This is a genomic window from Micromonospora sp. PLK6-60, from assembly GCF_019890675.1.
GTDB lineage: Bacteria > Actinomycetota > Actinomycetes > Mycobacteriales > Micromonosporaceae > Micromonospora.
Window position 1 is genome coordinate 1 of record NZ_JAIOAA010000019.1, and the last position, 24,678, is coordinate 24,678.

A 24,678-nucleotide genomic window follows, 5' to 3' on the forward strand; every position below is an offset into this window, starting at 1 on the left:
TCCGCCGCTCTCGCGCCGGGCACTTTTACTACGTTACCCGGTGGTTTCCGCCGTGTCAAACCGCTGTTTCGCGGTTTGTCGTGCTTCAACCCGATTCCGGGCACCACGATTGAACCGGCTCCCGCCGGGCCCCGTCGTGGATTCGGCGGGACGGCCGCCGCGGTCACCCGCTCGTCCGTTTCCCTGCCGGCCGGTAACCTTACCCGGTCGGTCTCGCCTCGCCAAATCCGCCTCTCGGCGAATCCGGGGCACCGCCCGTTTCAGGTCCTGCGCTCCGGCCTTCCAGGTCTTTCGCCTGTTTCGTCCGTTCCGCGCTGGCAGAGAAAAAGTTACGCGCCCGGTGGTTTGATCGTCAAATCCACCGGACGCGTCCCGCGTCACACTGTTGATCGGGGGCTATCTGGCCAGCTCAACCCCGGCGAAGGAGCGCTTGCCACGGCGCAGCACGAGGTATCGGCCGTGCAGCAGCTCGTCGGTGGACACCGTGGCCGCCACGTCGGTGATCCGCTCGTTGTTGACGTAGGCGCCGCCTTCGGTGATCACCCGGCGGGCCTCCTTCATGCTCGGGACCAGGCCCGACTCCTTCAGCAGGCCGGCGACGTCCGGCAGCTCCGTCAGGTGCACCAGGCCTGCCTCGGTCAAGGCGGCGCGCAGCGTCTCGGCGGAGAGCTCGGCCAGCGAGCCACGGCCGAAGAGCGCCTGGCTGGCCGCGACCGCCTGGGCCATCTCCCGCTCACCGTGCACCAGCGTGGTGAGTTCCTCGGCCAGCGCCCGCTGGGCGAACCGCGCCTGCGGCCGTTCCGCGGTCGCCTTCTCCAGTTCCTCCAGTTCCTCCCGGGAACGGAAGCTGAAGTAGCGCAGGTAGCGGCTGACGTCCCGGTCGTCGGCGTTGACCCAGAACTGGTAGAAGGCGTACGGGCTGGTCATCGCCGGGTCGAGCCAGACCGCGCCGCCCTCGGTCTTGCCGAACTTGGTGCCGTCGGACTTGGTGACCAGCGGGGTGGTGAACGCCTGCACCGGTCCCGCGCCGCGCCGGCGGACGTAGTCGACACCGGCGGTGATGTTGCCCCACTGGTCGGAGCCGCCGAACTGGAGCTGGCAGCCGTAACGGCGGTGCAGCTCGAAGAAGTCGTTGGCCTGGAGCAGCTGGTAGCTGAACTCGGTGAAGCTGATCCCGCTCTCCAGCCGGGCCCGGACCACCTCCCGGGCCAGCATCTTGTTGACCGGGAAGTGCTTGCCCACGTCGCGGAGGAACTCAACCACGGACATCTCGCCGGTCCAGTCCAGGTTGTTGACCAGCTGGGCCGCGTTCTCACCGGTGTACGACACGAACGGGGCCAGCTGGTCCCGGATCCGCCGCACCCAGCCGGCGACGACCTCGGGCGAGTTGAGGGTGCGCTCCGCGTTCTCCTTCGGGTCGCCGATCTGCCCGGTGGCGCCGCCGACGAGCAGCAGCGGCCGGTGCCCGGCGAACTGGAGGCGGCGGGCCGTCATGACCTGCATGAGGTGGCCGACGTGCAGGCTGGGCGCGGTCGGGTCGAAGCCCACATAGAAGGTGGTCGGCCCGGCGTCGAACAGCTCGCGCAGCTCGTCGAGGCCGGTCGAGTCCTGGATCAGGCCCCGCCACCGCAGGTCTTCGGTCAGGGAGTCCCGCCCGGGCGGGAGGTTGCTGTCGGTCACGGCCACCGATTCTCCCCCATCGCGGCGGTGGACAGGTACCGGGTTTGGCCGGGCGACGCCGTCGGCCCCGGCCCGGAGCGGCGGGACGCGCGGGTCAGCGGTGGCTCAGCACGTTGACCACCCGGCCGTTGGGGTCGCGGACGAAGAACCGCCGTACCCCCCACTCCTCGTCCTGCAAGGGGTGGACGATCTCCGCACCGCTGTCCCGCACGGCCGCGTAGGCCGCGTCGACGTCGTCCACCTCGACGCTCATGTCGGGGGTGACCGGGGCGGTCCGGTCGCGGCTCATGACGCCTACCTGTGCCGCCGGCGTGGACGGGGAGGCGAGCGTCATGATCCAACCGAGATCCATCACCTCCTCGAAGCCCAGCAGGCCGTAGAACTCCCGGCTCTCCCGGGCGGCCTCGGACCGGATGACGGGCATGACACGACGTACGGTCATCGATTCCTCCGTGGCGACGGGCGCGGGTCCCGGACGGCCCAGGTCTACTACGGCCGGTCGCCCGCCGGCAACCGCGGCGGCCCGGCGCACTAGGCTGGCGCCGCGACCGGGTGAGGAGGAGCAGCGGTGGAGCTGCCGGACATGAACACGGGCCTGGCGGCCCTGCTGGGCCTCAAGATGGACGAGATGACCGCCGACCGGGTGGTCATCCGCTGGCAGGTCCGGCCGGAGCTGCACCAGCCGTTCGGCATTCAGCACGGCGGGGTCTACTGCTCCGTGGTGGAGACGGCGGCCAGCATCGGCGGCGCGATCTGGCTGGGCGAGCGGGGCCGCGTCGTCGGCGTGGCGAACCAGACCGACTTCCTGCGCGCGGTGCGGGACGGGGAGCTGACCGCGGTGGGCACCCCGGTGCACCGGGGGCGCAGCCAGCAGTTGTGGCACGTGGAGATCACCGACGCCGAGGACCGGCTGGTCGCGCGCGGCCAGGTCCGCCTGCAGAACCTCGGCACCTGACCGGACGGTACGCGCGGCGGGCGCGCCGCGACCGGTCGGACGTGACCCGCCTCGGCGCGGGATGTGCCGATTGTCCCGACAAGCGCGGATAGTTCGGAATATCGTCGCTGCGATGACACCCGACCGCCGTGCGCCGTGAGAAGGCTGCTGGCCGCCACCCTCGGGATCCTCTCCGCCATCGGCGGCTTCGTCGACGTCGGCGACCTGGTGGCGGCGAGCCAGGCCGGGGCCCGCTTCGGGATGGCGCACGCCTGGGTGCTGCTCGTCGGCGTGCTCGGCATCTGCGCGTACGCGGAAATGGCCGGCCGGATCGCGGCGGTGAGCGGCCGGGCGGTCTTCGACCTGGTCCGGGAGCGGCTCGGGCCCCGGGTGGCGTTGCTCAACCTGGTGGCGTCCTGGCTGGTCACGGTGATCACCCTGGCCGCCGAGCTGGGCGGGGTGGCCCTGGCCCTGCAACTGGCCTCCGGGGTCGGCTACCTGATCTGGGTGCCGGTGGCCGCGGGCGCGGTCTGGCTGGTGCTGTGGCGGATGCGCTTCGAGCTGATGGAACGGGTCTTCGGCCTGGCCGGGCTGAGCCTGCTGGTCTTCGCGGTGGTGCTGTTCCTGCTGCCCACCGACTGGGCGCGGCTGGGCCACGGCGCCCTGCACCTGAGCGCCGGCGGGCACGGCTGGGCCGCGTACTGGTTCGTGACGGTGGCGCTGTTCGCCTCCACGGTCAGCCCGTACGAGGTGTTCTTCTTCTCCTCCGGCGGGGTGGAGGAGAACTGGAGCCCGGCCGACCTGGCCCGGTCCCGGTCCAACGTGCTGATCGGCTTCCCGGTGGGCGGGCTGCTCGCGCTGTCGCTGATCGCCGCCGCGGCGGTGGTCCACCACCCGGGCGGCACGTCGCTGACCTCGCTGGACCAGGTGGCGCAGCCGGTGGTGCTGGTGCTGGGTGGGGTGGGCCTGGCCATCGCCGCGATGGCGTTCTTCGCGGTGACCTTCGGCGCGGCGCTGGAGACCGGCATCTCCGCCGCGTACGCCGTGGCGCAGTACTTTGGCTGGCAGTGGGGCAAGCGGGTCAGCCCGCGCGAGGCGGCCCGGTTCCACAGCGTGCTGCTGGTCAGCGTGCTGCTCGCGGTGCTGCTGCTGATGACCACCGTCGACCCGGTGCGGCTGACCGAGTACATGCTGGTGCTCAGCGCGGTGGTGCTGCCGCTGACGTACCTGCCGATCCTGGTGGTGGCCAACGACCGCGACTACCTGGGCGACCGGGTGAACGGCCGGTGGAACAACCTGCTCGGCGCGCTGTTCCTGCTGGTCATCGTCGCCGCGTCGGTCGCGGCGATCCCGTTGGCGATCGTGACGAGGATGGGACAGTGAGGATCCAGCTCGCCAAGCAGCTGCTCGACCGGCAGATCGTCGACTCCGACGGCCGGCTGGTCGGGCGGGTCGACGACATCGCCTTCGCCGTCGACGACGACGGCTTCCCGTACGTGGCGTGCCTGCTCACCGGGCAGGGCGCGCTCGGCCAGCGGATCGGCGGCCGGATCGGGCGGATCCTGGTGGCGGTCGCCGACCGGTTCGTCGACGACCCGCCGGTGCCGCCGCTGCGCATCCCCCTCGACCAGGTCGCCCACCTGGGCAGTGCGGTCCGGCTGCGCTGCCCGGCGTCCGCGCTGCCACCATCGCCGGTGGAGTCGTGGCTGCGCCGGCACCTGATCGACCGGATCCCGGGGGCGAACCGTGCGAGCGGGTGAGCTGCTCGGCCGGACCGCGTACGACCTGCACGGGCGCCGGCTCGGCCGGGTGGTGGACGTGGTGGTGCGCGGGGGCTGGCCGCCGGAGCGGTTTCTGATCACCGACGTGATCGTCGCCGGGCACTGGTGGACCCGGGTGACCAGCCGGCTGATCGGGCCGGAGCTGCACCCCGCCGGGCCCTGGCTGCTGCGGGCCGCCGCCCGGCTGATCGGGCGCAGCACCCATCAGGTGCCGGTCGACGCGGTGCAACTGCACCCGCGGGTGCCCGGCTTTCCGTTCGACCCGCCCGCCGGCCGGCGCTGAACCCCACCGGGCGGCGGGCGGGGTTGCGCTGGGCGTGGTCAGTGGCGTGCCTCGTCGAGCGCCGGGGCGTCCGCCGGGTCGGCGCCGTCGGCCGGGTCGACACCGTCCGCGTCGTCGTCGCCCTCGGCCCGCTCGCGGCGCGGGCGACGCCGGAGGCGCACCTCGGTGATGGCGCGCTGGTCGACGTCGGCCACCGCCAGCTCCCAGCCGTCGATGGTGACCTGCTCCCCGGCCACCATCGGGATGTGCCCGAGGCAGATCAGCACCAGCCCGGCCACCGTGGTGTAGTCGCCGGCCGGCCGGTTGGGCAGCTCCACCCCGAGGTCGGTGAGGTCGTGCACCGGGAAGGTGCCGGGCAGCACCAGCGCGCCGTCCGCCTCGGTGCGGACCGAGCGCAGATCCCGGTCGGTCTCGTCGTAGATCTCGCCGACGATCTCCTCCAGGATGTCCTCCAGCGTGACGATCCCGTCGACCGCGCCGCGCTCGTCCACCACCAGGGCGATGTGCTGCCGTTCGGCTTTGAACTGGCGCAGCGCGTCGACCACCGGCAGCGAGTCGGGCAGCAGCATCGGCGGGCGGGCGATCTCGTCGACCGCCCGGTCGTCGGGCACGCCGACGAGGTCCCGCAGGTGGATCACGCCGACCGCGTCGTCCAGGCCGCCGTGGCGCACCACCGGCGCCCGGGAGTGGCCGGTGGCGGCCAGCACCAGCCGCGCCGCCTCGGCGGTGGTGCCGCTGTCCAGGGTGAAGACCTGCAACCGGGGCACCAGGACCGCCTTGAGCTGCCGGTCGGTGATCTCCACCGCGCCGGCGATGATCTGCCGCTGCTCCTTGGTGAAGCCGTGGTTGCCGGCGACGATGTCGCGCAGCTCGTCGGGGCCGATCTCGTCCGGCTCGTGCTTCGGGTTGAGGCCGAACAGCCGGACCACCACGTCGCTGGTGGCGCCGAGCAGCCAGACCGCCGGCCGGGTCAGGCTCGCCAACACGTCCAGCGGGCGGGCCACGACCAGCGCCCACCGTTCGGCCGACTGCATGGCGATGCGCTTGGGCGCCAGCTCCCCGAAGACCAGGGTGACGAAGGTGAGCACCAGGGTGACCGCCACGATGGCGACGGTCTCGGCCGCGTTGCCGAAGACGCCGAGCAACGGTACGAGCGGTCGGGCCAGCGAGACGGCCGCCGCCGCGGAGGCGAGGAACCCGGCGAGGGTGATGCCGATCTGGATGGTGGCCAGGAAGCGGTTCGGGTCCTTGGCGAGGCGGGCCAGGGTCCGGCCGGCCCGGCTGCTGCGTTCCAGCCGCTGGACCTGGCTGTCCCGCAGCGACACCAGCGCCATCTCACTGCCCGCGAAGAGCGCGTTGAAGATGATCAGAACTCCGACCAGGGCCAGTTGGCTCCAGTAGCTCTGCACGCCCGGTTCTCTCCCTCGACCCGACCAGGGCCGGCCCATCGCGGGGCCGACGTCGCCGGCCGGAAATCCCGGACGGCGTGGCCCCCTCTGTGCCCCGCGCGGGGCCCGGCAAATCCTCCGGCGCCGCACGATCCCCCTACCGTGCGTCGATCAGGGCCCGTCCGCCGCTGCCGGATGCCCCGGCGGTGTTAACAGGGGGCCCTTCCTATACAGAATGCGTTAAGAAGGGCACCCTCCTTACACCGTCAGCGGGTGGGGGTGGGGAGGTCGAGCACGTAGGCGTCGCCCTCGGGGCGGAAGCCGAGCCGGTGGTAATACGGGGCGATCATGCCGGGCGGGCTGACCACCCGGCGGAACCCCCGGTCGGTGAAGAGGCGGCTGCGCCGGTAGACGAACTCGCCCGGGGTGAAGTCGCGGAACGGCGGGGTGACGTAGTCCAGGTCGATCTGGGCGACCGCGCCGGCCTCGGCGTGCGACACCACCACGCCGACCACCTGGTCGCCGCGGACCACCAGGAACGCCGAGCGCTCGGCGGCGGTCGGGTCCCAGCGGAAGTCCGGGTTGAACCGGGCGATGTCGGTGGCGTGCACCCGCAGCGTGTGGGCCAGGAACGCGTCGCCGGTGCCCACCTCGACCACCTGGTAGGTCTGTTCGTCGTGCCGGGTGGCCAGCATCGTGCGCAGATACCACACGTTGATCACCGCGAGCACCACGTTGAGCCCGACCATCGGCCAGACGTGCACGGCCGCGTTGTAGCCGATCAGGATCAGGCAGCCGATCAGGTTGAGCGCGCGTAGCCGCAGGATGCGCGTCTGCAGCAGGGACCAGACCAGCAGCGCGGAGCCGGCCCAGCCGACGAGTTCCAGCCAGTTCACCCGGGGGAGACTAGTGGTTGCCCAGCTCAGCGCCGTCGGCGGGCAGCCGGAGCAGCCATTCCGCCACCTCGGTGCCGCGTGCGGGAGCGTACCCGGAGTCCTCGCCGACCACCACGAAACCGCACTTGCGCAGCACCGCCAGGGAGGCGGCGTTGTCCTTGGCGGCGCGGGCGTAGACCGGCCGCCGGGGCAGCTCACGCAGCAGGGCGGCGAGCGCGGCGGTGGCGTGGCCCCGACCCCACCGGGCCGGATCGATCCAGTAGCTGACCTCGGTGTGCTCCCCCACCGGGAAGGCGGCCACGTGCCCGACCACCGCGCCGTCGACCGTCACCGTGCGGTTCACGATCCGCTCGTCGGCCCGGATCCGGGCCCAGTGCGCGTCGAAGGCGGCCCGGTCGGACGGGTCCTTCGGGCCGAACGCGGCCATCCAGTTGGCCTGCGGGTCCTGCTCCTGAATGAAGAAGACGGGCAGGTCGTCGTCGCGTACCGGGCGGAGCCGCACCTCACTGGTCACCGCCGGAGGATACGCGGGCCCACCGACACCCTCGGGACCTCCGGCCCGGTGCCGGTCCCGTCCGGCCCTGCCGCGCCCGCCGGTGCGCCCGATACGAAGGAGGAGGAACGACGCAGCCGAGGAGGCCGGACCATGCCGAAGTACGTCTACGACTTCATCGAGGGTGACCGGAGCCGGGCCGACCTGCTCGGCGGCAAGGGCGCCAACCTGGCCGAGATGACCCGGCTCGGGCTGCCCGTCCCGCCCGGCTTCACCGTCAGCACCGACGCCTGCCGGGCGTTCCTGGCCACCGGCACGCCCCCGCAGGGGCTGTTCGAGGAGGTCAACGCGCACCTGCGCCAGGTGGAGACCCAGCTCGACCGGCGGCTCGGCGACCCGCACGACCCGCTGCTGCTGGCCGTCCGCTCCGGCGGTCGCTACTCCATGCCGGGGATGATGGAGACGATCCTCGACATCGGGCTGAACGACGCCACGGTGGTCGGGCTCGCCGCGCGCAGCGGTGACGAGCGGTTCGCCTGGGACTCGTACCGGCGGCTGATCCAGATGTTCGGCCGCACCGTGCACGGCGTCCCGGCGGAGGAGTTCGAGCGGGAGCTGGCGGCGGTGCGGGCCACCGCCGGTGCGGGCGGACCGAGCGCCGCACAGCTGCGCGACCTGGTGGAGACGTACAAGAAGATCTTCGCCGCGCAGGTCGGGCACGACTTCCCGCAGGCCCCGCACGAGCAGCTCTTCCTGGCCGTCCGCGCGGTGTTCGAGTCGTGGCGCTCGGAGCGGGCCCGGCTCTACCGGCGGCGGGAACGCATCCCCGACGACCTGGGCACCGCGGTCAACGTGATGGCGATGGTCTTCGGCAACCTGGGCCCGGACTCCGGCACCGGGGTGGCGTTCACCCGCGACCCGGCCACCGGCGCGCCCGGGGTCTACGGCGACTACCTGACCGACGCGCAGGGCGAGGACGTGGTGGCCGGCATCCGCAACACCGTGCCGCTGCCGGAGCTGGCACGGATCGACCCGGCCAGCTTCCGCCGGCTGCGGGAGATCATGGTCACCCTGGAGCGGCACTACCGGGACCTGTGCGACGTCGAGTTCACCATCGAACGCGGCCGGCTCTGGATGTTGCAGACCCGGGTCGGCAAGCGCACCGCCGCCGCCGCGTTCGTGATCGCCGCGCAGCTCGTCGAGGAGGGGCTGATCAGCCTCGACGAGGCGCTGCTGCGGGTCAGCGGCGCGCAGCTCGGCCAGCTGATGTTTCCGGCATTCGACCTGTCGGGCGCGCCGGCGCCGCTCACCGTCGGGGTGGCGGCCTCCCCGGGGGCCGCGGTCGGCCGGGTGGTGTTCGACTCCGCCGCCGCGGCGGCGGCCACCGAACCGGTGATCCTGGTCCGCCCGGAGACCAACCCGGACGACCTGCCGGGCATGATCGCCGCGGTCGGGGTGCTCACCTCGCGCGGCGGCAAGACCTCGCACGCCGCCGTGGTGGCCCGGGGCATGGGTCGCACCTGCGTCTGCGGCGCGGAAGAGGTACGGATCGACCCGGAGCGCGGCCGGTTCACCGTCGGCGAGCGGGTGGTCCGGGCCGGCGAGGTGATCTCCGTCGACGGCACCACCGGCCGGGTCTACGCCGGGGCGGTCCCGGTGCAGCCCTCCCCCGTCGCCCGTTACCTGGCCGGCGAACTGGAGCCGCAGGCCGACCCGCTGCTCGCCGCGGTGCACCGGCTGCTCGGCCACGCCGACGCGGTGCGCCGGCTGGGGGTGCGCGCCAACGCCGACACCGGGGCCGACGCCCGGCGGGCCCGCCGGCTCGGCGCCACCGGCATCGGACTGTGCCGTACCGAGCACATGTTCCTGGGCGAACGCCGGGAACTGGTGGAGCGGTTGATCCTGGCCGACGGACCGGGCGAGGTGGGCGCCGCGCTGGACGCGCTGCTGCCGTTGCAGCGGGCGGACTTCGAGGAGATTCTCGCGGCGATGGACGGGTTGCCGGTGACCATCCGGCTGATCGACCCGCCGCTGCACGAGTTCCTGCCCCCGCTGCCCGAACTGACCGCGCGGGTGGCCCGCGCCGAGGCGCTCGGCACGGACCCGGGCCACGACGGCCGGCTGCTGGCCGCCGTGCGCCGGATGCACGAGTCGAACCCGATGCTCGGCCTGCGGGGCGTGCGGCTCGGGCTGGTGGTCCCAGGGCTGTTCGCCATGCAGGTCCGCGCGGTGGCCGAGGCGGCCACCCAGCGGATCCGGGCCGGCGGCGACCCACGGCCGGAGATCATGGTGCCGCTGGTCGGCGACGTCCGCGAACTCGCCGCCGTCCGGATCGAGGCCGAACGGGTGCTCGCCGAGGTCGACGGCGCCCCGGAGATCCCGATCGGCACGATGATCGAGGTGCCGCGGGCCGCGTTGACCGCCGGGGAGATCGCCGCCGAGGCGCGGTTCTTCTCCCTCGGCACCAACGACCTGACCCAGACCACCTGGGCGTTCTCCCGCGACGACGTGGAGGGCTCGTTCTTCGGGGCGTACCTGGAGCGGGGGATCTTCCCGGTGTCGCCGTTCGAGAGCATCGACGTCACGGGCGTCGGGCGGCTGATCCGGCTGGCCGTCGCCGAGGGCCGGGCGGCCCGACCCGGGCTGACCGTCGGGGTCTGCGGCGAGCACGGCGGGGACCCCGAGTCGGTGGCGTTCTTCGCCGACGCGGGGCTGGACTACGTGTCCTGCTCGCCGTACCGGGTGCCGATCGCCCGGCTGGCGGCCGGACGGGCCGCCGTCGACCCGACCACCGGCACGTCCGAATCCCGATAGGAGGGCAGCGCGATGACCGCGATCTTCAACCCGACCGGACCCGCACCGCTGGCCCCGCCGCCCCGGCCGGCCCCGGAGCCGACGGCGGGGCCCGCCCCGGTCGTACCCGTGGGGCCGGTGGGCCCGGTGCTGGAGCTGCCCGGCACGCCGGCGGCGGCGCTGGTGCCGGTGACCCGCGACGGGCGGGCCGTCGGGGCGTTCGTCCTGGCCGGCGGGCGGGTCCGCTACCGGTCGGTGCCGGACCCGGACCAGGTGCTCGCCGCCGCGGTCGGCGCGGTCGCGGTGGCGGTGCTGACCACCGCCGTGGCGGTGCTGGGCCGGCGCAGGCCACCGGCGATCGGCACGGTGACGATGGGCCCGGGCGGCTGGGTGAGCCTGCGCGGCAGCCGCCTCCCGGCGCCGCGGTCGGCCGCGCCCCGGCCGTGGTGGGCCCGGGCGCTGCGGGCCCGCCGGCTGGTCGTCGAGCGCTGACCCGGCTGACGCCGTCCGGGCTCACCGAGCCCGGACGGACCGGCGGGTCAGCTCGCCGAGGACGTGGGGTAGCCGTAGAGGTCCAGCAGCCGTACCCGGGACGCCTGGAGCCGGTCCACCACCACGGCCATGAACCGGGTGGTCAGCTCCCGGCCGAGGCGGTCGTCGGCGGCCATCAGCCGGCGCACCCCCTCGGCGGTGAACTCCACCGTCGTGGTCCGGCGCACGGCGACCGCCCCGAACTGCCAGCGGTACGGCGGGAAGAGCCAGGACCAGCCGAGCACCCCGCCCGGGCCGATCGTCTCGATGCCCACGTCGCCGCGTCCGGGCACCGGGAAGTCCAGGGCCACCTCGCCGCCACGGACGAGCCAGAACCGTTCCGCCGGCTGCCCGGCCCGGAACAGTCGATGGCCCGGGTGCCAGACCACCGGTCGCGCGTACCCGTCCAGCCGGGGCAGCCACTGCGCGGGCAGGCCGGCCAGGAAGGGGTGTTCACGGAGCATCTCCAGTGGCGTCATGCGAGGTCCCTCCGGGTAACGGATGGGGCCCGGCGGACGGCCGGGCCTGGTGGTCGGCTCAGCGCTTCGGTCCTGTCTCCATCCGACTCCGGCGCGGGCCACGGTGTCAGGGCCGTTGGTCCCGGCCGCGCCGGGCGGATCGCCTCTGCCGCGCGACGCGTCGTCGACCGTCGGCCCTGCCCCGGGCGCGGTGCGGTCGGACCTGTCGGCGCGTCCCGGTCGAATGCCGGCGCCCCGGGCCGGGTACGCCGACAATGATCGGACCGACCGTGGGAGTGCCGATGAACCGACCTGTCGTGGTGGGCGTCGACGGATCGCCGTCCAGCCTGGTCGCCGCCGAACACGCGGCCCGCGCCGCCGTGCTGCGGCACCTGCCGCTGCACCTGGTGCACGGCTACCTGCACCCGCTGGGCTACGGGGTGCCGCTCAACCCGTACGACCTGGGGGTGCCGGCGCCGACCGAGGAGGCGCAGCGGATGCTCGAACAGGTCGCCGCCGACCTCACCGAGCGGCACCCCACGCTGGAGGTGTCGGTGCGGCAGGTGGCCGGTGGGCCCGGCGCCACCCTGGTCGAGGAGTCCCGCCGGGCGGACCTGGTGGTGGTGGGCAGCCGCGGGGTGGGCGGATTCGCCGGCCTGCTGCTCGGTTCGGTCAGCACCCAGGTGGCCCAGCACGGGCACTGCCCGGTGCTGGTGGTGCGCCCGGCCGAGCAGCCGATCCCGGTGGCGGGGCCGGTGCTGGTCGGGGTGGACGGCTCGGAGCCGGCGGCGCTGGCGGTCCGGCTCGCCGCCGACGAGGCGGTCCGCCGGGACGCCGACCTGGTGCTGGTGCACGTACGTCCGACCGAGCGGGACGCCAGCACGCCGGAGGACACCGCGGCCGGGGAGGCCGAGTCGGCCGAGCTGCTGGCCGCGGCGGAGGCCCGGATCCGGTCGGACCATCCGGTGCTGACGGTGCTGCGGCGGCCCGTGCCGGGCGACTCGCCCGAGCGGGCGCTGGTCGAGGCCAGCGGGGAGGCGGCCCTGCTGGTGGTCGGGTCCCGTGGCCGGGGCGGCTTCGCCGGGATGCTGCTGGGCTCGGTCAGCCAGGCCCTGGTGCAGCACGCCCACTGCCCGGTGCTGGTGGCCCACCCGGTCGAGCCGGGGCCGTGACGCGGCGACCCGACCGCCGGTGACGGTCGGGTCGGGCCGGTCAGGCCGGGTCGCGGCCGGCGAGCAGCTCCTCGAAGCTGGTGGTGAGGGCGAACGGGTCCGCCGGGCCGGTCGCGGCGGGGCGGCGCGCCACCTCCTCGGCCAGTTCGGTGGCGGCCCGCCGGATGCGGGACCGCAGCGCGCTCTCGTCCCGGTCGCCGGACCAGTCCTCCGGCGCCGCGAAGACCGCGGTGGGCATCACCACGGAGCGCAGGTACGCGAACATCGGCCGGACGGCGTGCTCCAGGGCGAGCGAGTGCCGGGCGGTGCCGCCGGTCGCGCCGATCAGCACCGGCCGGCCGGTCAGGGCGTCCCGGTCGACCACGTCGAAGAACGCCTTGAACAGCCCGTTGTAGGAGGCGTTGAAGATCGGCGTGACGGCGATCAGCCCGTCGGCGCCGGCCACCGTGTCCAGCGCCTGGCGCAGCCCCGCGGGCGGGAAACCGGTGAGCAGGTGGTTGACCACGTCGTGGGCGTACTCGCGCAGCTCGATCACCCGCAGCTCGACGTCGGCGCCGCGCCCGACCAGCTCGTCGCGGGCGGCGGCGGCGAGCTGGTCGGCGAGCAGCCGGCTGGAGGACGGCTGGTTGAGCCCGGCGGAGACGACGGCCAGGATGCGGCGGCTCATCGGGTGGCCGCCGTGGCGTCGCGGGCGGCGAGCAGGCTGGCGTGGGTGGGCGCCTCGGGCACGTGCGCGGGACGCAGCGCGTCGAACTCCTTGCGCAGCACCGGGACGACCTCCTCGCCGAGCAGGTCCAACTGCTCCAGGACGGTCTTCAGCGGCAGGCCGGCGTGGTCGATCAGGAAGAGCTGGCGCTGGTAGTCGCCGACGTACTCCCGGAAGCCGAGGGTCCGGTCGATCACCTGCTGCGGGCTGCCCACGGTCAGCGGCGTCTCCCGGGTGAACTCCTCCAGCGACGGCCCGTGCCCGTAGACCGGGGCGTTGTCGAAGTACGGCCGGAACTCGCGGACGGCGTCCTGCGAGTTGCGGCGCATGAACACCTGGCCGCCGAGGCCGACGACGGCCTGGTCGGCGGAGCCGTGGCCGTAGTGGGCGAAGCGCTGCCGGTAGAGGGCCACCATCCGCTGGGTGTGCTCCTTGGGCCAGAAGATGTGGTTGGCGAAGAAGCCGTCGCCGTAGTACGCGGCCTGCTCGGCGATCTCCGGGCTGCGGATCGAGCCGTGCCAGACGAACGGCGGGACGCCGTCGAGCGGGCGCGGGGTCGAGGTGAACGACTGCAACGGGGTGCGGAACTTGCCCTGCCAGTCGACCACGTCCTCGCGCCAGAGCCGGCGCAGCAGGTCGTAGTTCTCGATGGCGAGCGGGATGCCGTTGCGGATGTCCTGCCCGAACCAGGGATAGACCGGCCCGGTGTTGCCCCGGCCCATCATCAGGTCGACCCGGCCGTCGGCCAGGTGCTGGAGCATCGCGTAGTCCTCGGCGATCTTCACCGGGTCGTTGGTGGTGATCAGCGTGGTCGAGGTGGACAGCAGCAGCCGCTCGGTGCGGGCGGCGATGTAGCCCAGCATGGTGGTGGGCGAGGACGGCACGAACGGCGGGTTGTGGTGCTCACCGGTGGCGAAGACGTCGAGACCGACCTCTTCCGCCTTGAGCGCGATGGCGACCATCGCCTTGATCCGCTCCCGCTCGGTGGGCTCCCGGCCGGTGGTCGGGTCGACCGTGACGTCGCCGACGGTGAAGATTCCGAACTGCATGACCAGCTCCTCGCGCGTCCGACCGGGGTCGGGAGAACAGTACGCCGCGCACAACATATTTGACGAGTCAACTATTCCGTCGCGGAGGGTGGCCGGGGTGGCCGGGGTCACCCGCTCAGCGCCGGCTGCGCGGCACGTGCCGCCGGTACGCGCTCACCGTCGGGTCACCGGTCAGCCAGAACCGCCAGGGCACGTCGTGCGCCCCGGTCACCCCGACCCGGGGACCGGCGGAGACCGCCGCGTTCGGGACCGGGACCGGCGCGGGGCGCAGCCGCACCGGGCCGTCGCCGAGCAGGTCGACGCCGTACGCCGCGCGGTCGATGCCGAGGGTGGCGCACAGCCGGGCCGGGCCGCGGGCCAGGTCCACGTCCCGGCGTACGGCCGGGCGGCGGGCCCGGGCCACGTCGAGGCCGTCGACCACCTCGCCGGCGCGCAGCAGCACCGCCGACGCCTCCCCGTCCGGCCCGGTGACCACGTTGACGCACCAGTGCATGCCGTAGGTGAAGTAGACGTAGGCGTGCCCGGCCGGGCCGAACATCACCGCGTTGCGCGGGGTACGGCCGCGGTGCGCGTGCGAGGCCGGGTCGCCGGCGGTGCCCGCGTACGCCTCGACCTCGGCGATCCGGACGGTCACCTGGTTGGCGGCCAGCGTGCAGCCGAGCAGCCCACGGGCGGCGGGCACGACGGGACCGGCGAGCAGGTCGGCCAGCGGGGCGAGGTCGGTGCCGGTCATCCGACCCGGCTCCGGACGGTGCGGCGGGGCATGGCCCGACAATATCCGCCAACTGTCGGCCAGCCGACGCAACCGAGCGCCGCCGCCAGTGGTGTAACTGCTGTCACCCCCGGCGACGTCACGTCGCCGGGCGGGTGACCGGGCCGACGACGGCCCCGGCACGGGGCCGGGGGCACGCCGTCGCGGCACATCCGTTGAGGAAGGACCACCATGAACCTGTCCCGCATCCGCCTCCCGCTGGCCGGCGCCGCCCTCGCCCTGGGGGCGTCCCTCTCCTTCGCCGCGCCGGCCCAGGCCGACGTCACCGCCCAGGCCGACCCGGGGTGGATCCAGTCGTTCGCGCTCGGCGACCCGCTGACCGTCGCCGCGAACGGCCTGGTGGCGTACGTGCCGGTCTCGATCACCTGCACCGACGCCTCGCCGGCGATCTCGGGGGTGAGCGTCAGCCTCCGCCAGACCCGCGGGCAGGACGTCATCACCGCCTACGGCAGCGAGCGGCTGGTCTGCGACGGCACCGCGCAGAACCTGGTGGTGACGGTGACCGCGCAGGACCAGCGGTTCCTGCCGCGGGAGGTGTACGCCACCGCGCACGCCCAGGCCTGCGACGCCTGGGGCTACGAGTGCAGCTTCGCCGACGACACGGCGGTCACCCGGCTGGTGCGCGCCGCCGACTGACCGGCCGCGCACCGCCGGGACCACGTAGCGGGTGGTCCCGACGGGCAATTCCACGGTACGCCGGGCGGTGTGATCCGCACCGCCCGGCACGCCGGGCTCCCCGACAGGGGCTTTCAGATTAGGGCAGCCTTACCTTAGAGTCTGTCCGCGTGACGTCCCCGCCCGAGCTGCTGCCCGCCGCCGGCACGGTGCCCTTCGCCCGTGACCTGGCCCGCCACGGCAGCCGCCCCGCCGTCGTCACCGCCGGCGGCACGCTCTCCTACGCCGAGCTGGCCGACCGGGTCGACGAGGTCGCCCGCGCCCTCGGCACGCGGCGGCGACTGGTCCTGGTGGCCGGGGCGAACACCGTCGACGCCCTGGTGGGCTACCTGGCCGCGCTGCGCGGCGGCCACCCGGTGCTGCTGGTGCCCGGCACCGGGCCGTCGACCCGGGCACTGGTCGAGGCGTACGACCCGGACGTGCTGATCGGGCCGGTCGACGGGACCTGGACGATCCAGGAACGGCGGGCCGGCAGCGCCCACGAGCTGCACCCCGAGCTGGCGCTGCTGCTGAGCACCTCCGGCTCGACCGGCTCGCCGAAACTGGTCCGGCTCTCCGCGGCGAACCTGGCGGCCAACGCCGAGTCGATCGCCGACTACCTGGGCATCCGGGACACCGACCGGGCGGCGACCACGCTGCCGCTGCACTACTGCTATGGCCTGTCCGTGGTGAACAGCCACCTGGCCCGGGGCGCCACGCTGATCCTCACCGACCTGTCGGTGGCCGACCGCTGCTTCTGGGAGCTGTTCCGCGCCGCCCGGGGCACCACCTTCGCCGGCGTGCCGTACACCTTCGACCTGCTGGACCGGGCCGGCTTCGCCGAGCTGGACCTGCCGCACCTGCGGTACGTGACCCAGGCCGGCGGCCGGCTCGCCCCGGAGACGGTGGTGCGCTACGCCGAGTTGGGCCGCCGCCGCGGCTGGGACCTGTTCGTCATGTACGGGCAGACCGAGGCCACCGCCCGGATGGCGTACCTGCCGCCGGACCTGGCGCGCACCCGCCCCGAGGCGATCGGCGTGCCGGTGCCCGGGGGGCGGTTCCGGCTGGCCCCGGCGCCGGGCCAGCCCGACGGCGTCGGCGAGCTGGTGTACGCCGGCCCGAACGTGATGCTCGGCTACGCGCGTACCCCCGCCGACCTGGCCTCGGGGCGTACCGTCGACGAGCTGGCCACCGGCGACCTGGCCCGCCGCGGCCCGGACGGCCTGTGGGAGATCGTCGGCCGGCGCAGCCGGTTCGCCAAGATCCTCGGCCTGCGGGTCGACCCGCAGGCGGTCGAGGCGCTGCTGGCCCGGCACGCGGTCGAGGCGGCCTGCCTCGGCGCGGACGACGAACTGGTGGTGACCGTCGCCGGCGACGCCGCGCCGGCCCGGGTCCGGCGGCTGGTCGCCGACGAGGTCGGCCTGCCACCGCGGGCGGTCCGGGTGCGGACGGTGCCGCGGCTGCCCCGGCTGGCCACCGGCAAGGTCGACTACCCGGCGCTGCGAGACCTCGCCGCCACCCCGGACGCGCCGCCCCCGACGAGCGCCGACGACGACCTCTGCCGGCTCTACGCCGAGGTGCTGGAGCGCGACGACGTCACCCCGGAGCAGAGCTTCGTCGACCTCGGCGGCGACTCGCTGTCCTACGTGGAGATGTCGGTGCGCCTGGAGCGGGTGCTCGGCACGCTGCCGCCGGACTGGCACACCCGGCCGATCGCGGCGCTGCCCGCCCCGGCGGCCGGGCGGCCCCGCCGGCGGGCGCTGGAGACGAGCGTGGCGCTGCGCGCCGCGGCGATCGTGCTGATCGTCGGCTCGCACATCCCGCTGTTCACCCTGACCGGCGGCGCGCACCTGCTGCTGGCGGTGGCCGGGTTCAACTTCGCCCGGTTCCAGTTGACCGACGCTCCCCGGCGCGACCGGCTGCGCCAGATCCGGGCCGGGCTGGCCCGGATCGTGCTGCCCACCACCGCCTGGATCGCGGCGATGCTGGTGGTCACCGACCAGTACCGGCTGAGCACCCTGCTGCTGGCGCACAGCCTGGTCGGACCGGCCGACGGCGGGACCGAGTGGCACTTCTGGTTCATCGAGGCGCTGGTCTATCTCCTGGTGGCGGCGGGCGCGCTGCTCGCGCTGCCCCGGGTGGACCGGTGGGAACGGCGCTTCCCGTTCGGGCTGCCGGTCGCGCTGGTTGGCCTGGGCCTGCTCGGCCGCTACGACGTGTTCGGCCTGGACGCCCGGTACGGGCTGCCCACCGCCCTGGTGGCGGGCTGGCTCTTCGCGCTCGGCTGGGCGGCGGCCCGGGCCCGCGACGTGCGGCAGCGGCTGCTGGTGACCGTGGCGGCGGCGGCCACCGTGCCGGGCTTCTTCGGCGAGCCGGCCCGGGAGGCGCTGATCGTCGCCGGGTTCGCGCTGCTGACCTGGGTGCCGGCGGTGCCCAGCCTCGGGCCGGTGAACCGGCTGGCCGGGGTGCTCGCCGGCAGCTCGCTCTACATCTATCTGACCCACTGGCAGGTCTTCCCGCACCTACGGGACCGGCCGCTGCTGGCGCTGGTGCTGTCGCTCGCGGTGGGCGTGGCGTACGGGACGGTGGTCGAGCGGGTCTGGCGGCTGAAGTTAAACAGGCTGTTGAAAACGCGGCGTTGATGTGGTGAGGTGGGTCCATGACCGACGCCTCCGCTGCTCCCGACGCCTTCACCGCCCCGGACGCCTCTGCTGACCCGGACGCGTTTGCTGCCCCGGACGCCGGTCGGGCGCGGGCCGAGCGCACCTACGCGGCCCTGCACCGGATCACCGAACGGCACGCCGGCACCCCCGACCGCCGGCACCGGCAGGCCAACCCGTACGTCGCCGACCCCTGGGAGGCGGTCACCGTGGTCACCGCGCTCGCCGCCGGCGGGGCCGAGCTGGCCGCCGGCGAGGAGCCCGTCGACGGCGCGGACGTGATCGCCGCGCTCACCCTGCTCCCCCACCTGCGCGCCGAGGTCGACGCGCTCGAGGCGGGCCTGCTCAGCATCGCCCGCGCCCGCGGGCTCACCTGGCAGGCGATCGCCTTCGGCCTGGGCCTGGGCAGCGCCCAGGCGGCCAAGCAGCGATACGAACGGCTGGCCGCCCGGACGAGCTGACCGCCCCGGCCGCCGGGTGGCCGACAGTCCGCCCCGCGCCAGCACACCGGCCCCTCGGCAGGGGCGCGGTGGTACCTCGGTGGGGCGCGGCGTGCGGCAAGACGCGCACCCCCGGGGCGGCGTAGGCGCAGGACGCGGCAAGACGCGCACCGCTGTCGACCGGCGCGAATCGGCAACGTGGTCCCAAACGGCGCGGTGGTCCGCCTGGCCGGCGGATCGGAGCTGGGTGTCGGGGGTGGCCGGCAGACTGTCCGGCGAGGCTCGCTTCGACGGGAGGATGCATGAACCGCGCGGAACTGCTGGCGTACTGCCTGGCCAAGCCGGGCGCCTGGCTGGACCGGCCGTGGGAGGCCGACGAGGTGGCCAAGGTGGGCAGCAAGATCTTCGCCTTCCTCGGCGCGCCCGACGGCGAGCCCCGGGTCTGGGCCAAGTGCGGGCCGGACCGGGAGGAGGCCGACGAGTGGCTGCGCCGCTTCCCCGGCGACGCCACCGCCGCCCCCTACCTGGGCCGGTACGGCTGGAACGCGCTGCGGCTGGACGGCGCGATCCCGGCCGAGGACCTGCGCGACGCGGTCGACGGCTCGTACGACGCGGTGGTGGCCCGGCTGCCGCGCCGGGAGCGGCCCTGAGCCCCGCCCGCCCGGGTCCGCTCAGCCGGCGAGCAGCGGGGCCAGCGCGTCGAGCAGCGGGCCGGCGTCGGCCGTGCCCGCGTCAGCGGCGACCTCGAACTCGGCGATCTCCACCCCGACGATCTCGTGCTCGGCGAGCGCTGCGGCGGCGCCGGCCAGGTCGGCCAGGCTCAGCCCGCCGGGCACCCGGTAGTCCGTCGGCACCAGGCCGGGTTCGAGCACGTCGCAGTCGAGGTGGACGTAGACGGGTCGGCCCCGGACGAGTTGTCGCAGCCGGGCGGGCAGGTCGGCGCCCACCCCGGCCAGGGCCACCGTCCCGTCGGCCACCAGCCGCCGCTCGTCCGGGTCGAGGTCGCGCGCCCCGGCCAGCACCACGTTGCCCAGCTCCAGCCCGGCGCCGAGGCCGGACTCCCAGCGGCCGGCGGCGGCGGAGAGCACCATCCCGCCGAGGTAGCCGCTGGCGCTGGCGTCCGGGACGTTCAGGTCGCCGTGCGCGTCGAACCAGACCACGCAGGCGTCCGGCCGGTGCCGGGCCAGCACCGGCAGGGTGGCCAGGGCCGCCGCGCACCGGGTGAGGGCGGCCACCGGCACCCGGTCGGCCGCCAGGATCGCATCGTGGGTGGCCGCCAGCTCACGCAGCGCGGGAAGCGCGACCGGCAGCTCGACGTCCCAGCGGGCCGGTGCCGCCGGTCGCGGCGTACCGACCACCGTCACCGGCAGCCGGAGCCGCCGGGCCAGCTCGTCGGCCACCCGCGCGGCGCCCGGCACCGCCCGGTCGTTGTGGTCGCCCGCCGGCCCCTGGTAGCGGACCAGCGCGACCCGCTCGGCCGCGCCGGCCCCGCCCGCCGTCGGCACCGCTTCGGTACGACCGCTCGACAGTCCGATCCCGCCAGCCGGCGTGTTGGCGCCAGGAACAATGGGGGTCACCTCGCTGACACCCGAAGCGCGGCTGCGAGTGGAATGACCGCGCTCGGCGCGTCCGGCTTGCACACCAGCTGGGCAAGCAACTCGCGGGCGGCGGGCCGATGCCGCACCTCCGCCGGAGCGCCGCGCTCGGCCTCCAGGAGAAGCCGCCCGGCGGCGGCCGGGTCGTCTGCCTCAAGGTGGGCGCGCGCGGCGTCGACCAGGTGGGCGGCGCGGTGTTCCGGCGGCAGCCACCGCCAGCCATCGCTGCCGACCGTCTTCTCGTGCCAGGCCAGCGCCTCGCTCGCATCACCGAGCTCCACCGCCGCCAGGGTACGCGCCGCTGCGGTCGCGGTGGGCCCGAAGCCGGTCCGGTGGTGGTCGTGGCCGTCGCCCACCCGCGCCGCCAGGTCGGTCGCCTCGTCGATCAGTCCCGCCGCGGCCTGGGCGTCGCCGTGCCGGGCCGCCGCGAGAGCACCCTGGAGAAGCAGCGTGCCGCAGAGCGAGAGGTGGGCCGCCGGGCCGCGGTCAAGGTCCGGCGGGGCGATGCGGTACGCGACGGCCCGCATCGTCGACATCGCCGAACGCGCCCGGTCATCACGCAACACCTGCCCGAGCTGCACCGCCGCGGCGGCCACCAGCACCCGGTCCCCGGTGGCGATCGTCATCGCCCGGTCGGTGGCGAGCCAGGCCAACTCGGTCTCACCGAGTTTCACCAGCAGCGACGCCGTCACCCGGTACGCCTCCACCAGGGACACCCGCCCGGCCACGGGATCGCGGACATAGGCATGCTGCGCCGCGATCACCAGCTCCGGCAGCCCTTTGATCAGCTGCGGGTACCGCGCGTGTTGGTAGGTCGTCCAGGCATGCTCGACGCCGGCGGCGACCTGCGCCGCCGGAAGCACATCCCGGCCGGTCCCCCATTGCCGCAGAGCCACTTCGTACGTCGACAGCGCCGCGCGGATCCGCTGCACGCCGTCGGCCCGCTCAACCGGGTCAGCTGGTGGAACGTCGCGCTCCAGCAGAATCGCCGGGTCGATCCGGAGAACAGCGGCGATCTCCGCGATGGTGGACACCTTGTCGAGCGACCGGGCACCACGCTCGACCTTGTCCACCCAGCTTTTCGACTTCCCAAGCCGGTCGGCGAACACCTGCTGGGACATCCGGCGTCGAGAACGCCAGTACGCCACCCGCCGTCCGATCGGCAACGACTCACTACCCACGACGCCACCGCCGGTCCGGCACCGCCCGCGTCGTCTCCTCCACCGGAATCCGCTCCGCCTCGGCCTGGGCGAGCAGCCGCTGTCTCGCCGCCTCCCGTTCGGCGGCCTCAATCTGGTCGCCCCTACCGGGCGCGTCGGCGTTGTCCTGGCCGCTCATCGTCGCCTCCACTGACAGGGGCACGACGGTCTGATCCGGCCAGGGCCCAATTGCCGTCGCACTCGGCTACGGGCGGGCGCGTAACCGTCTCCGACGGTCTGTTTGTGCTGCTCCCGACCCCTGTCCATAGCATCGGGCGAGGACGCGGTTACGTGAAGTCACCGGCTGTCCGCTAGCCCTGCGTGCTGTCCGCCACCGACGGGGGACGGTGCGCCTCGTAGACCTCGCCCAGCATTGACGCCTCTGCGGCTCCGGTACGTTCGACCCGCCGCAGCACCTCGCGTGCCCGCCACCAGTTGGACGGCACCACTCGACCGGAGCGGATCGCGTCGGCAGCGACGACGCCAGCCTCGTCCGGCTGATCAGCGGCCAGCAGCGCCATGGCCAGATCCAGACGCGCGGAAGCGGAGCGCCGCGGACGGTCACCGCCGTCACCACGCGGATCCAGCTCGCCGAGGGTGGCCCGAGCGATCTGCTCGGCCGCCGGGTCGCCCGCCCAGGACAGCGTCGTAGCGGTGTACGCCAACGCCTTCGTGGGGTCGTACCGGTAGTGGTGCTCCGCCCGATCCGGCACCGGCAGGTTCGCCGTCAACCGGTCCAGCCGATCCAGCGCAGCACGAGTACGACGCACGTCGGCAAGTCGCGCCCAGGCCCGCGCCTCCTGGGCCGTCGCTTGGATGTGCGCCGAGCTACCAGGAGGGGCGACCCGCTGCGCCTGCTGGGAAAGATCGAGGGCTCGTCGGAAGTCGCCCTGGGTGAGCCGGTCCCATGCCCGCGTCTCCAGGCACCACGCCTGGATCTCCGGATGCTCACCGTGCTCCGCAAGCGCCATGGCAGCGTTCAGGTGTGCACCGGCCGCGGCGCGCTGCAAGAGGTCGATGTGCACGGTCGCCCGCAGTACCGTCAACCAGCCTCCGGCAACGATGAGCCGTCGTCGCTGCGTCAACGTGCCACGGGAGTCGAGCAGCCGACCCACATAGACCAGCTGCCGCCGGACCATCGGCAACAACTCGCCCGGCCGGGTGGTCGCATACGCACTCGCCAGGTCGTCCACACCCGCCTCGATCCGATCGAGCGTCTCGGTGCTCACGTCGCTGGCCCGAACCCTGGCAAGCAACTCAGCTGCCTCGGCGTCGTGGTTGACGGGCTGGTCGACAAGTCGGGCCAGTGCTCCGCCGGCCCGGAGCACCTCGTCAAGGTGCCGGGCCGTCTCCGAGGTGGGAGCCTTTGCACCGGTTTCCAGGTCGTGCAGGTGGCTCTTGCCCCGGTGGGCGAGCTGCCCGAGCGCTCGCAGGGACAACCCGTGCTCAACCCGAAGCGCGCGCAGCTGGGCTCCGAAGCGCGGATCGACGTGCGACACGGGCAACGCTCCCGGGCAGCAGCAAGTGAGCAGGACAGTTTGCGACACCGGCGCTACGCAGAGTACATCGAGCTGCGGCCTCGGGACACTGTGCAACCCGAAGCGGGTGGCGAAATGCGGCAGACTGGGGTGTTCCGACGCTCGGATGGCCCGAGATGCGGCAAGGCGTGGCCGTGCCCGCCGCGACCGCGGCGCCGACGAGCGGCGCCGCGGCCGGCTCTCATCGTCCCGGTACGACCCGCTCGGCGGCCCAGTCCCGCCAGCCGGCCAGCTTGTCCGCCGCGGCGGCGAGCTGGTCGGCGACCGGCCCCGGCCCGGTGGAGCCCGGGGTGATCCGGGCGGCCAGCGCCGAGCGCACCGACAGCACGTCACGCACCGGCGGGTCGAGGTGTTCGCTGACCGTGGCCAGGTCGGCGTCGGACACCTCGTCCAGGGCGCAGTCCCGGGCCACGCAGAGCGCCACCAGCCGGCCGGTGATCTCGTGCGCGTCGCGGAACGGCACGCCCTTGCGGACCAGCCAGTCGGCCACCTCGGTGGCGAGGGAGAAGCCGACCGGCGCGGCGGCGACCAGCCGCTCGACGCGTACCGTCATCGTGGAGATCATTCCGGCCAGCGCCGGCAGCAGCAGTTCCAGGGTGTCGACCGCGTCGAAGGCCGGCTCCTTGTCCTCCTGCATGTCCCGGTCGTACGTCATGGGCAGGCCCTTGAGCATGGTGAGCACGCTCATCAGCCCGCCGACCAGCCGGCCGGACTTGCCCCGGGCCAGCTCGGCGATGTCCGCGTTCTTCTTCTGCGGCATGATCGACGAGCCGGTGGCGAACGAGTCGTCCAACTCGACCCAGCCGAACTCGTGCGACGTCCAGAGCACCACCTCCTCGCCGAGGCGGGACAGGTGCACGCCGATCATCGCGGTGACGAAGAGGAACTCCGCCACGAAGTCCCGGTCGGCCACCGCGTCCATCGAGTTCGCGAACGACGTCCGGAAGCCCAGCTCCTTGGCCACCGCCACCGGGTCCAGCGGCAGCCCCGAGCCGGCCAGCGCGCCCGCGCCGAGCGGGCTGACCGCGGTCCGCTCGTCCCAGTCGCGCAGCCGTTCCAGGTCGCGCAGCAGCGGCTGCACGTGGGCGAGCAGCCAGTGCCCGAAGGTGACCGGCTGGGCGTGCTGGAGGTGGGTCATGCCGGGGGCGGCGGTGTCGACGTGCCGCTCGGCCTGCTCGACCAGGGCCTCGGCCAGCTCGACCAGCCGACCGGCCACCCCCCGGGCGTGGTCGCGCAGATACAGCCGCAGGTCGGTGGCGACCTGGTCGTTGCGGGACCGGCCGGCGCGCAGCTTGCCGCCGAGGCTGCCGAGCCGTTCCAGCAGGCCGCGTTCCAGGGCGGTGTGCACGTCCTCGTCGTCGACGGTGGGCCGGAACTGCCCGGAGGCGCAGGCCGCCTCCAGGTCGTCCAGCGCGGCGAGGATCCGGCCGAGTTCCTCCGGGTCGAGCAGGCCGGCGCCGGCGAGGACCCGGGCGTGCGCCCGGGAGCCGGCGATGTCGTACGGGGCGAGGCGCCAGTCGAACTGGACGCTCACCGACAGCCGGGCCAGGGCCTCGGCCGGGCCGCCGGCGAACCGGCCTCCCCACAGGCTGGTCCGGTTGGTGGCGGCGCTGTTCTCGGTCAGGCTCTTGTCGTCCACCCCACCCATTGTGAAGG

Annotated in this window: 25 protein-coding genes; 11 read left to right on the forward strand and 14 right to left on the reverse strand. The window is 74.1% G+C overall.

Going from position 1 to position 24,678, the window contains the following annotated elements; genetic code table 11:
• Positions 1-396: 396 nt before the first annotated feature.
• The gene (gene tyrS, locus K7640_RS25645; RefSeq protein ID WP_222957486.1) at positions 397-1,680 is read right to left on the reverse strand and encodes a tyrosine--tRNA ligase; all 1,284 of its coding nucleotides are present in this window, start codon (positions 1,678-1,680) and stop codon (positions 397-399) included.
• A 94-nt stretch (positions 1,681-1,774) separates the two neighbouring features.
• On the reverse strand, positions 1,775-2,122 hold the full coding sequence (locus tag K7640_RS25650; RefSeq protein ID WP_222957487.1) for a VOC family protein: 348 nt from the start codon (positions 2,120-2,122) through the stop codon (positions 1,775-1,777).
• Between the two features lie 141 nt (positions 2,123-2,263).
• On the opposite strand from K7640_RS25650, the gene K7640_RS25655 reads away from it, so the two are divergent.
• From K7640_RS25655 to K7640_RS25670, 4 genes are all read left to right on the forward strand, one after another.
• A complete protein-coding gene (locus tag K7640_RS25655; RefSeq protein ID WP_222957569.1) occupies positions 2,264-2,635 on the forward strand; it encodes a PaaI family thioesterase in 372 nt (123 codons plus the stop codon).
• 135 nt (positions 2,636-2,770) lie between these two features.
• Positions 2,771-3,997, forward strand: a complete 1,227-nt coding sequence (locus K7640_RS25660) for an NRAMP family divalent metal transporter (protein ID WP_222957488.1) — start codon at positions 2,771-2,773, stop codon at positions 3,995-3,997.
• On the forward strand, positions 3,994-4,374 hold the full coding sequence (locus tag K7640_RS25665; protein WP_222957489.1) for a hypothetical protein: 381 nt from the start codon (positions 3,994-3,996) through the stop codon (positions 4,372-4,374). The genes K7640_RS25660 and K7640_RS25665 overlap by 4 nt, the downstream gene beginning before the upstream one ends.
• Positions 4,361-4,678: a PRC-barrel domain containing protein gene (locus tag K7640_RS25670; RefSeq protein ID WP_222957490.1), complete on the forward strand. Its 318-nt coding sequence runs from the start codon at positions 4,361-4,363 to the stop codon at positions 4,676-4,678. Before K7640_RS25665 ends, K7640_RS25670 begins: the two co-directional genes overlap by 14 nt.
• 38 nt (positions 4,679-4,716) lie before the next feature.
• Here K7640_RS25670 and K7640_RS25675 read toward each other — a convergent pair whose 3' ends face one another.
• The 3 genes from K7640_RS25675 to K7640_RS25685 all read right to left on the reverse strand — a co-directional run bounded on the left by K7640_RS25675 (position 4,717) and on the right by K7640_RS25685 (position 7,476).
• Positions 4,717-6,087, reverse strand: a complete 1,371-nt coding sequence (locus K7640_RS25675; RefSeq protein ID WP_222957491.1) for a hemolysin family protein — start codon at positions 6,085-6,087, stop codon at positions 4,717-4,719.
• Positions 6,088-6,332: 245 nt separating this feature from the next.
• A complete protein-coding gene (locus K7640_RS25680) occupies positions 6,333-6,962 on the reverse strand; it encodes a YgjV family protein (RefSeq protein WP_222957492.1) in 630 nt (209 codons plus the stop codon).
• A 10-nt stretch (positions 6,963-6,972) separates the two neighbouring features.
• Positions 6,973-7,476 (reverse strand): GNAT family N-acetyltransferase, encoded by a 504-nt coding sequence (locus K7640_RS25685; protein WP_222957493.1) that lies wholly within the window; start codon positions 7,474-7,476, stop codon positions 6,973-6,975.
• A 132-nt stretch (positions 7,477-7,608) separates the two neighbouring features.
• On the opposite strand from K7640_RS25685, the gene ppdK reads away from it, so the two are divergent.
• A complete protein-coding gene (gene ppdK, locus K7640_RS25690) occupies positions 7,609-10,269 on the forward strand; it encodes a pyruvate, phosphate dikinase (protein WP_222957494.1) in 2,661 nt (886 codons plus the stop codon).
• A 12-nt stretch (positions 10,270-10,281) separates the two neighbouring features.
• Positions 10,282-10,740 carry a hypothetical protein gene (locus K7640_RS25695; protein ID WP_222957495.1) on the forward strand — a complete coding sequence of 153 codons (459 nt, stop codon included), beginning with the start codon at positions 10,282-10,284 and terminating at the stop codon, positions 10,738-10,740.
• A gap of 47 nt (positions 10,741-10,787) precedes the next feature.
• Here K7640_RS25695 and K7640_RS25700 read toward each other — a convergent pair whose 3' ends face one another.
• A complete protein-coding gene (locus K7640_RS25700) occupies positions 10,788-11,258 on the reverse strand; it encodes a cyclic nucleotide-binding domain-containing protein (protein WP_222957496.1) in 471 nt (156 codons plus the stop codon).
• 281 nt (positions 11,259-11,539) lie between these two features.
• On the opposite strand from K7640_RS25700, the gene K7640_RS25705 reads away from it, so the two are divergent.
• Positions 11,540-12,409: a universal stress protein gene (locus tag K7640_RS25705; RefSeq protein ID WP_255609954.1), complete on the forward strand. Its 870-nt coding sequence runs from the start codon at positions 11,540-11,542 to the stop codon at positions 12,407-12,409.
• Positions 12,410-12,449: 40 nt separating this feature from the next.
• Here the strand turns inward: K7640_RS25705 and K7640_RS25710 are convergent, their stop codons facing one another.
• The 3 genes from K7640_RS25710 to K7640_RS25720 all read right to left on the reverse strand — a co-directional run bounded on the left by K7640_RS25710 (position 12,450) and on the right by K7640_RS25720 (position 14,897).
• Positions 12,450-13,076, reverse strand: coding sequence for an FMN reductase (locus tag K7640_RS25710; protein WP_222957497.1), 627 nt, complete (start codon positions 13,074-13,076; stop codon positions 12,450-12,452).
• Positions 13,073-14,164: an LLM class flavin-dependent oxidoreductase gene (locus K7640_RS25715; RefSeq protein WP_222957498.1), complete on the reverse strand. Its 1,092-nt coding sequence runs from the start codon at positions 14,162-14,164 to the stop codon at positions 13,073-13,075. The genes K7640_RS25710 and K7640_RS25715 overlap by 4 nt, the downstream gene beginning before the upstream one ends.
• 115 nt (positions 14,165-14,279) lie before the next feature.
• On the reverse strand, positions 14,280-14,897 hold the full coding sequence (locus K7640_RS25720) for a DNA-3-methyladenine glycosylase (protein WP_222957499.1): 618 nt from the start codon (positions 14,895-14,897) through the stop codon (positions 14,280-14,282).
• A 210-nt stretch (positions 14,898-15,107) separates the two neighbouring features.
• On the opposite strand from K7640_RS25720, the gene K7640_RS25725 reads away from it, so the two are divergent.
• The 4 genes from K7640_RS25725 to K7640_RS25740 all read left to right on the forward strand — a co-directional run bounded on the left by K7640_RS25725 (position 15,108) and on the right by K7640_RS25740 (position 19,340).
• Positions 15,108-15,572, forward strand: coding sequence for a hypothetical protein (locus K7640_RS25725; RefSeq protein ID WP_222957500.1), 465 nt, complete (start codon positions 15,108-15,110; stop codon positions 15,570-15,572).
• Positions 15,573-15,721: 149 nt separating this feature from the next.
• Complete coding sequence (locus K7640_RS25730; RefSeq protein WP_222957501.1) at positions 15,722-18,232, forward strand: AMP-binding protein; 2,511 nt, start codon at positions 15,722-15,724, stop codon at positions 18,230-18,232.
• Between the two features lie 17 nt (positions 18,233-18,249).
• Positions 18,250-18,711: a DNA-binding protein gene (locus tag K7640_RS25735; RefSeq protein ID WP_222957502.1), complete on the forward strand. Its 462-nt coding sequence runs from the start codon at positions 18,250-18,252 to the stop codon at positions 18,709-18,711.
• 281 nt (positions 18,712-18,992) lie between these two features.
• A complete protein-coding gene (locus K7640_RS25740; protein ID WP_222957503.1) occupies positions 18,993-19,340 on the forward strand; it encodes an MmcQ/YjbR family DNA-binding protein in 348 nt (115 codons plus the stop codon).
• A 21-nt stretch (positions 19,341-19,361) separates the two neighbouring features.
• Here K7640_RS25740 and K7640_RS30905 read toward each other — a convergent pair whose 3' ends face one another.
• The 5 genes from K7640_RS30905 to argH all read right to left on the reverse strand — a co-directional run bounded on the left by K7640_RS30905 (position 19,362) and on the right by argH (position 24,670).
• Complete coding sequence (locus K7640_RS30905) at positions 19,362-20,195, reverse strand: arginase family protein (RefSeq protein ID WP_222957504.1); 834 nt, start codon at positions 20,193-20,195, stop codon at positions 19,362-19,364.
• Positions 20,196-20,263: 68 nt separating this feature from the next.
• Entirely contained in the window at positions 20,264-21,406 is a 1,143-nt protein-coding gene (locus K7640_RS25750) for a helix-turn-helix domain-containing protein (protein WP_255609955.1), read from the reverse strand.
• A 52-nt stretch (positions 21,407-21,458) separates the two neighbouring features.
• Positions 21,459-21,623 carry a hypothetical protein gene (locus tag K7640_RS25755; RefSeq protein ID WP_222957505.1) on the reverse strand — a complete coding sequence of 55 codons (165 nt, stop codon included), beginning with the start codon at positions 21,621-21,623 and terminating at the stop codon, positions 21,459-21,461.
• A 172-nt stretch (positions 21,624-21,795) separates the two neighbouring features.
• The gene (locus K7640_RS25760; protein WP_222957506.1) at positions 21,796-22,983 is read right to left on the reverse strand and encodes a helix-turn-helix domain-containing protein; all 1,188 of its coding nucleotides are present in this window, start codon (positions 22,981-22,983) and stop codon (positions 21,796-21,798) included.
• Positions 22,984-23,203: 220 nt separating this feature from the next.
• Positions 23,204-24,670, reverse strand: coding sequence for an argininosuccinate lyase (gene argH / locus K7640_RS25765; RefSeq protein ID WP_222957507.1), 1,467 nt, complete (start codon positions 24,668-24,670; stop codon positions 23,204-23,206).
• Positions 24,671-24,678 lie beyond the last annotated feature (8 nt).

What these genes read in the sequence shown, in the direction of transcription:
- K7640_RS25650 (WP_222957487.1), bottom strand. Translation starts at nt 2,122, where the DNA reads ATGACCGTACGTCGTGTCATGCCCGTCATCCGGTCCGAGGCCGCCCGG.
- K7640_RS25655 (WP_222957569.1), top strand. Translation starts at nt 2,264, where the DNA reads ATGAACACGGGCCTGGCGGCCCTGCTGGGCCTCAAGATGGACGAGATG.
- ppdK (WP_222957494.1), top strand. Translation starts at nt 7,609, where the DNA reads ATGCCGAAGTACGTCTACGACTTCATCGAGGGTGACCGGAGCCGGGCC.
- K7640_RS25695 (WP_222957495.1), top strand. Translation starts at nt 10,282, where the DNA reads ATGACCGCGATCTTCAACCCGACCGGACCCGCACCGCTGGCCCCGCCG.
- K7640_RS25700 (WP_222957496.1), bottom strand. Translation starts at nt 11,258, where the DNA reads ATGACGCCACTGGAGATGCTCCGTGAACACCCCTTCCTGGCCGGCCTG.
- K7640_RS25705 (WP_255609954.1), top strand. Translation starts at nt 11,540, where the DNA reads ATGAACCGACCTGTCGTGGTGGGCGTCGACGGATCGCCGTCCAGCCTG.
- K7640_RS25710 (WP_222957497.1), bottom strand. Translation starts at nt 13,076, where the DNA reads ATGAGCCGCCGCATCCTGGCCGTCGTCTCCGCCGGGCTCAACCAGCCG.
- K7640_RS25715 (WP_222957498.1), bottom strand. Translation starts at nt 14,164, where the DNA reads ATGCAGTTCGGAATCTTCACCGTCGGCGACGTCACGGTCGACCCGACC.
- K7640_RS25720 (WP_222957499.1), bottom strand. Translation starts at nt 14,897, where the DNA reads ATGACCGGCACCGACCTCGCCCCGCTGGCCGACCTGCTCGCCGGTCCC.
- K7640_RS25725 (WP_222957500.1), top strand. Translation starts at nt 15,108, where the DNA reads ATGAACCTGTCCCGCATCCGCCTCCCGCTGGCCGGCGCCGCCCTCGCC.
- K7640_RS25735 (WP_222957502.1), top strand. Translation starts at nt 18,250, where the DNA reads ATGACCGACGCCTCCGCTGCTCCCGACGCCTTCACCGCCCCGGACGCC.
- K7640_RS25740 (WP_222957503.1), top strand. Translation starts at nt 18,993, where the DNA reads ATGAACCGCGCGGAACTGCTGGCGTACTGCCTGGCCAAGCCGGGCGCC.
- K7640_RS25750 (WP_255609955.1), bottom strand. Translation starts at nt 21,406, where the DNA reads ATGTCCCAGCAGGTGTTCGCCGACCGGCTTGGGAAGTCGAAAAGCTGG.
- K7640_RS25755 (WP_222957505.1), bottom strand. Translation starts at nt 21,623, where the DNA reads ATGAGCGGCCAGGACAACGCCGACGCGCCCGGTAGGGGCGACCAGATT.
- argH (WP_222957507.1), bottom strand. Translation starts at nt 24,670, where the DNA reads ATGGGTGGGGTGGACGACAAGAGCCTGACCGAGAACAGCGCCGCCACC.